6 protein-coding genes are annotated in these 11187 nt (G+C 38.8%); 2 read left to right on the forward strand and 4 right to left on the reverse strand.

Translation table 11 applies throughout. From position 1 onward, the window contains the following. Positions 1–58: 58 nt before the first annotated feature. Positions 59–1117 carry a diphosphomevalonate/mevalonate 3,5-bisphosphate decarboxylase family protein gene (locus IQ282_RS06015; RefSeq protein WP_194850932.1) on the forward strand — a complete coding sequence of 353 codons (1059 nt, stop codon included), beginning with the start codon at positions 59–61 and terminating at the stop codon, positions 1115–1117. 9 nt (positions 1118–1126) lie between these two features. Beyond that, positions 1127–2065: a mevalonate kinase family protein gene (locus IQ282_RS06020; protein ID WP_194850933.1), complete on the forward strand. Its 939-nt coding sequence runs from the start codon at positions 1127–1129 to the stop codon at positions 2063–2065. A gap of 217 nt (positions 2066–2282) precedes the next feature. On the opposite strand, the gene IQ282_RS06025 is transcribed toward IQ282_RS06020, so the two are convergent. From IQ282_RS06025 to IQ282_RS06040, 4 genes are all read right to left on the reverse strand, one after another. Then, positions 2283–5096: a M16 family metallopeptidase gene (locus tag IQ282_RS06025; protein WP_194850934.1), complete on the reverse strand. Its 2814-nt coding sequence runs from the start codon at positions 5094–5096 to the stop codon at positions 2283–2285. Between the two features lie 132 nt (positions 5097–5228). Beyond that, positions 5229–7205, reverse strand: coding sequence for an OmpA family protein (locus IQ282_RS06030; RefSeq protein WP_194850935.1), 1977 nt, complete (start codon positions 7203–7205; stop codon positions 5229–5231). An 8-nt stretch (positions 7206–7213) separates the two neighbouring features. Further along, on the reverse strand, positions 7214–8149 hold the full coding sequence (locus tag IQ282_RS06035) for a PorP/SprF family type IX secretion system membrane protein (RefSeq protein ID WP_194850936.1): 936 nt from the start codon (positions 8147–8149) through the stop codon (positions 7214–7216). 32 nt (positions 8150–8181) lie between these two features. After that, positions 8182–11187, reverse strand: a 3006-nt coding sequence (locus IQ282_RS06040; protein ID WP_194850937.1) for a DUF7507 domain-containing protein, incomplete at its 5' end; no start/stop codon positions are given.

The following is an 11187-nucleotide window of genomic DNA, read 5'->3' on the forward strand; positions in this document are numbered from 1 at the left end:
AATCCATAAAGGAACTATCTGCCCTAAATCTTATCTTTGTTAGAAATAAAAGGATCCATTGGAAACCGAATTTGTACTACGTACTTCCCATAAAAACTTAGAGCACATAACCGCCACCTGGCAAGCGCCATCTAATATCGCGCTGGTCAAATACTGGGGAAAACATGGTGTTCAATTGCCCGCAAACCCATCCATTAGCTTTACCCTAAACAATTGTAAAACCATTACAAAAGTTACCGCTAAAAAAGCTGCTGCTTTAGATTTTGAAATATTGTTAGATGGTGTTGCTAAATCCAGTTTTGCTCCTAAGATTAAATCCTATTTCAACAGAATCAAGGAATATTCACCGTGGATCAATAATTACCATTTTACTATAGAAACTACAAACACATTCCCGCATAGTAGCGGTATTGCAAGTAGTGCCAGCAGTATGGCTGCACTTTCCTCCTGCCTCATGGATATGGAAGGCCAGCTTACCGGACAGAAAATGGCTATGAAAAAAGCTAGTTTTCTGGCGAGGTTAGGGTCTGGCAGTGCTTGTCGCAGTCTAGAAGGCAAACTTGTTGTATGGGGAAATCATGACGACACTCCCGGTAGCTCAGATCTCTATGGCATTGATGTTAGCGGTGATTTGCATCCTGTATTTCAAGATTATCAAGACACCATCTTGTTAGTGGATAAGGGCGAGAAAACTGTAAGTTCAACAGTAGGCCATGAGCTTATGAACGAGCACGCTTTCGCGAAAGCGAGATTTCATCAAGCCCACAGCAACTTGACAAAAATTAAGAACTGTTTGAAAGAAGGCGATGTGGAAGGATTTATTAAAATTACCGAAAGTGAGGCGTTAACATTACACGCGATGATGATGACATCTCACCCCTATTTTATACTGATGAAACCCAATACCTTGTCGATAATCGATGAAATCTGGAAGTATCGTAAGGAAACTAGCGTGCCTGTCTGCTTCACGCTAGACGCCGGCGCTAACGTACACATGCTCTATCCCGCTGACCATAAGGAGTCTGTAGACGATTTGATTAAAAGTAAATTAGCGAGATATTGCCAAAATGAACAGTATATTTGCGATCAATTAGGCAGTGGCGCCACAACAGTCTAGAAAACAAGTATGAAAGGACCATTATTTTATTCAAAGATTCTTCTTTTCGGAGAATATGGTATTATCAAGGACTCTAAGGGACTTTCTATACCTTATAATTTTTATAAAGGCGCGCTAAAAATTACTAAAGATCCGGACGAAAAAGCACAGGATTCTAATCGCAGTCTTGCTCGTTTTGCCACTTACATTGAGCAATTAGCGCTCAATGATATTGATTTTCCGTTATTTGACGTTAGTTCCATGAGAGCTGACATCGATGCAGGAATGTACTTTGACTCCAGTATACCACAAGGATATGGCGTGGGAAGTAGTGGTGCTCTTGTAGCTTCCATTTATGATAAATATGCGACGGATAAAATAACCGTTCTTGAAAATCTAACCCGGGAAAAACTTTTGGTGCTTAAAGATATTTTCGGTAAAATGGAAAGCTTCTTTCACGGTAAAAGTTCTGGACTTGACCCATTGAATAGTTATTTAAGCCTACCTATACTCATTAATAGCAATAGGGACATTGAACCTGCTGGAATCCCGTCACAACTGGCCACAGGCAGCGGTGCTGTATTTTTATTAGATTCTGGAATCGTGGGGGAAACTGCACCCATGGTAAATATCTTTATGGAAAACATGAAGAAAGAAGGATTCCGTAAAATGTTGAAAGAACAGTTTGTAAAATATACTGATCTCTGCGTGGAAGATTTCCTAAGCGGTAACGTAAAGGGACTTTTTGGTAATGTAAAAAAATTGTCAGGTACTGTTCTGGATAACTTCAAACCTATGATTCCTGCTCAATTCCATGAGCTTTGGAAAAGCGGACTGGATTCAGGAGACTACTACTTGAAGCTTTGCGGCTCAGGTGGCGGCGGATACATTCTAGGTTTCACGGAAGATCTGGATAAGGCAGAAAAAGCATTGAAAGACTACAAACTTGAGGTTGTCTACAATTTTTAGATAGCTCCTAGATTTTAAAAAATAAAAAAGCTCTGAAACCAAAGGTTTCAGAGCTTTTTTATTGAAGTCTAGTCTTAATATTTCTGGTGCTTTTTTTAGATTTCAAGATCTCTAATTTAAATCAGGGTGTACAGCTCCCTCAGAAATTGCAGTTCAAAATGCTATTTAAAAAACACGGCTCAAAGCTTGTTCCTGTTTGCCAGCTTAAAATCCAATTTTAATTAAGCTTAATAGGCTCACCATACCCCAGCTCTTTCATTTTTTCTAATTGTGTGGCAGCATCACCTACAATCAAGTAAATCATTTTATCTGGAGTCAAGTATTGTTGTGCGAGCTCCTTAATTCTTGCAACTGTCATTTCTTCCACTGTTTTTAATTGACGTCTCGCATAATCTTCTGGCTGGTTGTATTTATCTATTATAGTAAGCATTCCTAATTTAGCTTGAGCAGTTTCAAAACTTAAGGCCTTAGATTTAATCAAGAAACTTTTTGATACTTCCAAGTCTTTGCTATTGAAATCATTACCGTAGTTTTCAAGGATTTCTTTAATCAACTTCGAGGATTCAAAAGTTACATTAGAACGTACTCCACTGGTAATAGAGAATGGGCCTTTGAACTTTGATCCAGAAAAGCCAGACCTAATTCCATATGTGTATCCTTTTCCTTCCCGCAACTGTTGCGTTAATTGAGAAGCAAAACTACCACCACCCAAACGATAGTTCATAACCTGAGCTGGGTAAAAATCTGCATCTGTATAGGATAAAGCAGGATACCCAAAACTTAAGACCGATTGCTTTGCTCCCGGTACATCATAGAAATACACCTTTGATTCCTTCACTTCTGATATCTCAGCAATTTCAGGGATGGATACCTCTTTAGATTTCCATTTTATAATAAGCGGTTGGAGCGCTTTTGTAACTTCGCTTTTTGAAACAGCACCTACTACACGATAGCTGGTTACATTAGGAGAGATATAGTTGTTGTAATAACTCTTCAAATCTTCTATCCCGATTTTTTCGATAGATTCCTGAGTACCTATATTGTTTTGGGCGAGAATATGATTTTTACCATAAATCAGCTTTGAGAATTCGTTTGAAGCAATGCTATTGGGATCTGATTTCTGTTGCGTCAACTGGCTGGATGTACTTTGTTTAAGCAGGTCAAATTCTGTAATATCCCATCGTGGTTCTGTAATGATTTCAGTAATTAGCTTCATTAATTCATCGTAGTTACGTTTTAGTACCGTTGCATTTAAGCTGATATCCTGATCGCCAGATGAAATATAAATAGAGGCACCCAGATCATCTAAGGCTTGTTCCAGCTGCTCTGTAGTCTTTGTTTTTGTTCCTTTGAGCATCATTTTAGACAGCAAATTAGAAACACCTATGGTGGCAGGGTTTTCCAGCAACATACCTCCTTTAATATCCATATTTATAGTAACGAGTGGTACTTCATCATTAGAAATTCCGAAGATTTTGATTCCAGAATTCGTCTCATTTTTCCAAATTTCGGGAATCACTAATTCTAATTTAGAGCCATATTCTGGTTCTACAGTGCGGTCAAAACTGGAATAAGTACGTTCGTAATTAGCAACAACGTTGGGATCAACTTCTGATCCTGGATTGTTTTCAATCTTCTCTTCAACAACTTCCGCTGGTTTTGAATCTGCTAAGGCTAGATTTGCGGCTCCTTTTGGAACGAAACTGGTGGCTATGTAATTCTTGTTTTTGATATACTTGTTGTAAACAGCCATAACATCCCCAGCCGTTACTTGCTGTATCATCTTAAGATCCTTGTTGATGTAGCTGGCATCACCAGCAAATATTTCATATTGCGCCAGCTGAAAACCTTTACCTAAAACACTGGAAAGGCTCCTGTAAAAGCTAGTTTCTTGTTGGGCTTTTATACGATCAAGATCTGCTGCAGAAATTCCTTCTTTCTCAAAGTTTGCGAGCCCTATATAAATAGCGTCCTGAACTTTGTTCAACTGGATGCCATCATAGGCGCGCACACTTAATTCAATCTCGCCAGCAAGCTCAGAATTCTGGTCACTCATGGATACTCGATTGCTAAGCTTTAAACTATCCACCAAAACTTTATTCAGAGGTGCTGCTTTACCAGAAGAAAGGTAGGATGACAATATTCCCAATGCATATGAATCCTTGCTATAAACAGGAGTACCGGGCCATGTCATGGTAAGTTGTGGCAAGGCTGCAAAATTGTCCTCATAATAGAGTTTCTTAGATTGAGTGAGTTGAACAGGTTGCTTTGCAATAACATCCACCGGTGCGCCAGATGGAATTTCAGAAAAGTATTTTTTGATCCATTCCTTAGCTTGTGTCTTGTCAAAATCTCCAGCAATGGTAAGCACTGTATTGTTAGGCGTGTACCATTTTTTATAAAATTCCTTCACATCTTCAACGGTGGCATTTTGTAAATCTTCTAGTGAACCTATTACTTGCCAGTTATAAGGATGATTTTCTGGGTATAGATTCTTCCCTACGACATAGCCCTCATGACCATACGGACGATTATCGACTCCTTGACGTTTCTCATTTTTTACAACTTGTTTTTCTTTGGCCAAAACAGGCTCTGTAACTGTATTTATAAAATAGCCCAATTTGTCTGCTTCAGCCCAGATCATTTTTTCTAGTGCATCACTAGGAACTGTCTGAAAATAGTTGGTACGATCTCGGTTTGTGGATCCATTAGCTCCTGAACCACCTATACGGGCACTCATCGCATCAAGACCACCCTTGCCCAGGTTTTCAGATTCTAGAAACAGTAGATGTTCGAATAAATGTGCAAAACCAGTACGACCTTCCTTCTCTCTTGCAGATCCTACATGCGCTGTTAGCGCAACTGCAACAATAGGATCTGAATGGTCTTCATGTAATAATATAGTGAGACCATTTTTCAATTGATAGCGTTCTACGTCAATTTTAAACTCGTCAGAGCTCTGTTGCGCCATAGAAAATATAGATGCAAAAGCAAATAATAGTAGGTTGCAGTTTCTAATTAAGTATTTCATAGAAGAAGGTTTATAATGCGATAAATTTACGACATACGCCTATAGAATCTAAAAGAGCCGCTTATAAATAAGCGGCTCTTTGAAAAAGTATTGATGTTGTAGTTAATTCGCTTTCGCGAAAGCGAGATCACGCTACATTGAAATAATAATAAATTCAGAACGTCTGTTCAATTGATGTTCTGCCTCGGTACAAGAAACGCCATCAGCACATTGATTAATTAATTGACTTTCACCATAACCTTTAGAGGTCAATCGAGATTTATCGATCCCTTTAGAAATCAAATAATTCATAGTGCTTGCAGCTCGACGGCTGGATAGCTTCTCATTGTAACTAGATGTCCCTCTACTATCTGTGTGTGATCTAATGTCAATGCTCGCGGTAGGATTATCTTCTAAAACACCTAGTACTTTTTGAAGTTCTAATTCTGCATCATTACGAATGAATGACATATCAAAATCAAAATAAATAGGGTTTAAATCAAGTAGTCCAGCAAGATCATCTCCCACTTTACCTTTAATTGATTGAGGCTCTAACGCAAAGTCTACAATAATGTTACCCGTTTCCAGAGGTGTATTTACCAGTTCTTCTGCAGTATTATACTCTACTTTCTCAGATCTTATAAAATAGGTTTTATCACATTCTAACTTTAAAGCGTATTTACCTTTTGCATTAGTAAGGGTTGTAAATAAAGTGTTATTAAGCTCGTCAATCAGGGTGATACGGGAGTTTTCAAGAACCTCATTAGTAATTTTGTCAGATACCGTACCGGTTACAATTTGCTCACAGACTTTTCTCAGCGATTCCGTTTGTACAAATTTGTAAATGTTATCATCTGCGCCTCCATTTACTCTATTTGAACTGAAATATCCTTGACTCAAACTGTCATCAATTACAAATGCAAAATCGTCATCCGGACTGTTGATAGGTTCTCCAATGTTTACCGGATTGCTGATTGCGCCGTTTTTGTCAATAGTAGCAACGAAAATATCCAATCCTCCTAGTCCTTGTAACCCGTTGCTTGCAAAGTACAGGTTACCATTTTGACTTATAAAGGGATAACTTTCACGACCCTCAGTATTAAGCATCGCTAAATTTTGTAGCTTTCCAAAGTCGCCATTTTCAAAAATCGAGACTCTCCATATATCTGGATTTTTAAATCCTGTACTAGAACCCATGGTTCCCGGTATATTGCTAGCAAAATACAGGTATTTACCGTCTGGTGATAGCGCCGGGTGAGCAGTACTATAATTTTCTTCTGAAAAAGGGACGATTCTAGGTTCCGTCCATTTACCATCAACATTAGTTGACTTGAATATTTGCAGATTATTTATACGACGATCGTCCTTTTTTACTTTACCATTCTCATAGTTATTTCTTGTGAAATAAACTGTTTTAAGATCTGCACTAAATGTAGGGGTGCTTTCATGAAATTTAGAATTGATGGTAGCATCAAATTTTTCCACATTGCTTAATGACCCCAAGCTGTCGCGATCTGCCTGATAAAGATCCAGAAATGGTTGCTCATTCCATGAGTGACGCCTGCGTATAAAAGATACAGAATCCCTTGAACTAGCAAAAACTACTTTTTCAGGACCGTAAAACGCAGTTCCGAAATCCTGAAGTGTGCTATTTATCGCCAAAGAATCGACTTCAAATCTTCCTTTTTGAAAATCAACGAGCGTCAAATAATCAGGAGCATTGGCAAAATTTTTCAATCTTGAATCTAGGTTTTGAGTCTTTGATCTAAAATTACTCAGTACCAGGTCTGCCTTTGCATACTGACGATTGCTCTTCAATGCTTGGGAATATCTAAAAAAGTACTCCGCAGGAATGGATGAATTTTCTAATTCAAACAATTGATTGTACCATTTCAAGGCGTTTTGATAATCATTATTGAAATAATAAGTATCTCCCAGTTTAGAGAAGATCTCTACACTTTTGTATCCTTTATCTGCCATACGTTCCAGAATTTCTCGAGAATCAATAAAGGCAAATTTTTCGAATTTGTTTTCAGCTCTTTTAGATACGGGTGCTGGTGTTTGCGCTTTCGCGAAAGCGAAAATCATCAACATCATTACAACTGAAATCTTCTTAGTTAAATTTTTCATTAGCGGGATTAAAAGAATCTTGGTGTTAATAGACGGTCATAAGAACGAAATAGCTCAAAGCGTAGGAAAACTTCAAAACTTCCATCTTGATATGTTGTATTTCCTAACTCAGTAGTTTCTCTATCGTAGGCAAAACCTACTTGAAATTGATCATTTACCTGATATCCAATTAAACCACTAACGGCTGCATCTAATCTATAGGCAGCACCCAGCGTCAACTTCTCACTGATAAGGAAGTTTGCTGTAACATCTACTTGTAACGGAGCTCCAGAAACAGCTTTTAACATGGTGCTGGGCTTGAACTTTAAAGAGGGATTGATATCAAAAACATAACCTGCTGTTAGGTAATAATGAATTCGCTCTGCAGCTATGTAAGAGCTAGAATTTGTATTGTTCGACTCTTCAAAATGCTCGTTCCTCAAAAGGTTGGGAGCACTTAAACCAGCGTAAAATTTATCGCTGTGGAAATAAATTCCCGTACCTACATTAGGAGATATTTTATTATCTACATTCTCTTGGAAAGCACCATCAGAAGGGTTGAAGATATTAAGCTCGTTAAAGTTGACATCTAAAACATGACCTCCTAATTTCAGTCCAAAACTGAGTTTACTCTCCACTCCCGTTTCAATAGTGTAACTAATATCACCGTTAAAATAGGTCTCGCTAGAAGGTCCTATTTTATCATTTACGACGGAGATTCCCAGTCCCAACCCGCTGAAGCCGATGGGACTATGGACACTAATACTTTGGGTTTCTGGTGCGCCATCAAGTCCAACCCATTGACTGCGGTGCAATGCAACGGCACTTAACATGCCGCGATTCCCAGCGTATGCTGGGTTTATCGCAACTGTATTATACATATATTGTGTATACTGAGCATCTTGCTGAGCCATTCCACTAAGTCCCACTAGAAGAAGGAATATGCTTATTGAAAATTTCATCATTCTCTTTTTGTGATTATTGAATTTCATATTTCCTATCTCTGAATGTAGATGTAACCTGCTTTTGACTTACCGTTACCATCAAGATCAATATACTTGAATATGTAAAAGTAGGTTCCCACTGGCAACTCTTCGTTTTGCTGAATTGTAATTCTACCCTCAGAAACTCCACGGAACACTTGTCCATTCTGACCATAATTTTCAGTCTCATAAACCTGCACACCCCAACGGTTGTAGATTTCTAGACTGTTATCTGGATAACATTCAATTTGACCAATTGTCAAGAAATCATTCTGAGTATCTCCATTAGGAGATATACCGTTAAATATTTCTGGTTCCCCACAAACTGGTGGTTCGATGATTTCATCAAATTCTAAGTAATCAAAGATTCCATCACCATCAGTATCTCTCGTGTTACCTGTGTTAGGGTTCTGATCTCCATCTGGATCTGGACCTTCATCAATAGTTAAGAAAGGATCACCATCGTCATTATCATCTAGATAATCTGGAATACCATCACCATCTGTATCTTGATCTGAAGGATTGTTATCGCCGTCATAATCTTCATAGATCGTGTTAACTGTGTCACCATCGTCATCAATATCACGGAAATCAACATCTTCTGTTCCATCAAGATCTGGAAGCTGAGAAGGGTCACCAGTCAAGTCAAGTCCATCAGGATCTCCATAACCGCTGGTATCGCCATCGTAGGAATCATCCAAACCATCAACATCCACATCAACGCCGCTAGGTAAAACATCTGCTATACCATTGTGATCAAAATCATGCCCTTCTATTCTGTCTCGAACATTATCATCATCTGAATCTGTATCCACATAATCCTGAACGCCATCCTGATCAAAATCAAATTCTTCAATAGGCGATCCATTTGTATCATAGGCATCATCGACACCATTGTTATCAGAATCGACACCTGAAGGAGCGATATAATCAAAAGTTTGTTGAGACTCTACGTTATCTGTGATTCCATCATCGTCAGAATCTTGATCTAAATAGTCTGGTCTCTGGTCAACATCAGAAGCTCTAGGAGCAGCAGAAACACCGCTGCCGTCAATACCATCATCTTCCGCTGCATCTGGAATACCGTTGATACCTACCGGACCATCAACCATACCGTCATTATCCGCATCTAAAGCAGAGTTTCCGGTTTCGTTAACATCATAAATACCATCGTTATCACTGTCTAAATCCAGATGGTTAGATATACCGTCACCATCAGTATCAAAACTAGGATTCACAACACCGTCATCATTCCCAATGGCAGCATTGTTATCATCATCGTCTAAATATGCTGGCACTCCATCACCATCAATGTCGATGTCTGGGTTAGATCCAACTTCCACAATATCTGGAATTCCATCGTTATCATCATCTTCATCAAATAATGCGATGTCATCTTGAGAGTCAAGGTAATTGGGTATACCGTCGCCATCTGAATCGTCATTTGTAGGATCTCCATCTCCATTTACATCTTCACCTACATTAGGATCGTTATTAGCTCCTCCTGTTTCAAATGTTAATAATCCATCTTCATCATCATCTTCATCTCTAAAGTCAGGATTATCATTCAAACCATCTCTATTGGGAAGATCAAATGCGGTATCAGTTACTAGCAATCCGTTAGGGTCTGCAAAGTCTCCAATGGATCCGTCAAATGCATCATCTAAACCATCATTGTCGTTGTCAGTTCCTGTTAACTCAAGATCAGGAATACCATCTGCATTGAAATCATTTCCTTCAATCGTGTCTGGTACGTTATCACCATCAGAATCTAGGTCTAGATAATCTGGGAATGCATCTTGATTCGTATAATCAAAATCAACTTCAGTATTCACAGGATTAATCGGAGTACCATTAGTGTCATACGCATCATCAACTCCATTTCCATCCGTATCTACTCCAGAAGGAATAATATAGCCATTCGATGATTGAGATTCAACATTGTCTGGAATACCATCGCCATCTGAATCTTGATCTTTATAATTAGGTAAGTTGTCACTATCTAATTCTGATTCAAGAGGATCTTTGCTAACTCCAGCACCATCAACGCCACCATCTTCTGCTGCATCTGGAATACCATTAACCCCTACTGGGCCGTCGACCATACCATCATTGTCAGCATCAAGATTATTGTTTCCAGTTTCAACGACGTCATAAACCCCATCGTTATCTACATCTAAATCTAAATGATTTGGGAAACGATCTCCATCCAGATCTGTGCTAGGTTCTATTAAGCCATCGGCATTATCGACAAAGAAATCGTTATCATCATCATCAAGATAAGAAGGAACTCCATCTTTATCATTATCAATGTCTGGATCAAACCCATCCAATTCAACGATATCTGTAATACCATCATTATCATCATCCAAGTCAAATGGATTTGCCAACCCGTCATCATCAGAATCGATATAAACTATTGTTGGATCATCAGGATCGCCATTTCCATCCTGATCTATATCGGCAGGATTGTTAGGATCATCTGAAACGTCTGTTATGTCATTTGAATTCGGATCTTGCGCTGTACCAGTAATAGAATTTATCGCTCTATTATTACGCACATCTGCTTCGCTTACAGTATGTTGAGCCGTTACATTTACTGTTTGATTAGGAGCTAACGTAGCAATTACTGATGGTATTAAAGTTCCATCATCTGCGTTTGCATCAGTCAATACAATATTTGTCAACGTTACGACACCTGTATTTGTAACAGTTATGCTGTAAGTCAAAACATCACCTTGATTAACAAATCTTGTTTGATCAGCAATCTTTAATATGCTGAATGATCCTCTGCTTAATGGCAAATCAGTTATGGTAGGATCATCTGGGTCACCATCACCATCTGGATCTTCATCTGTTGGGTTGTTTGGATCATCAGATGTATCCGTTACATCGTCACCATCTGGGGAAGTTCCCGTAGCCAACGCTTGGTTCCTTACCGTTCCCGCATCTATGTCAGACTGCTGGATCGTGTAGGTTCCCGTAAACGTAGTACTGTCTACTCCACTTGGGCCTGGGGG

Source organism: Nonlabens antarcticus (genome assembly GCF_015356755.1).
Classification (GTDB): domain Bacteria; phylum Bacteroidota; class Bacteroidia; order Flavobacteriales; family Flavobacteriaceae; genus Nonlabens; species Nonlabens antarcticus.

What these genes read in the sequence shown, in the direction of transcription:
- IQ282_RS06020 (WP_194850933.1), top strand. Translation starts at nt 1,127, where the DNA reads ATGAAAGGACCATTATTTTATTCAAAGATTCTTCTTTTCGGAGAATAT.
- IQ282_RS06025 (WP_194850934.1), bottom strand. Translation starts at nt 5,096, where the DNA reads ATGAAATACTTAATTAGAAACTGCAACCTACTATTATTTGCTTTTGCA.
- IQ282_RS06030 (WP_194850935.1), bottom strand. Translation starts at nt 7,205, where the DNA reads ATGAAAAATTTAACTAAGAAGATTTCAGTTGTAATGATGTTGATGATT.
- IQ282_RS06035 (WP_194850936.1), bottom strand. Translation starts at nt 8,149, where the DNA reads ATGATGAAATTTTCAATAAGCATATTCCTTCTTCTAGTGGGACTTAGT.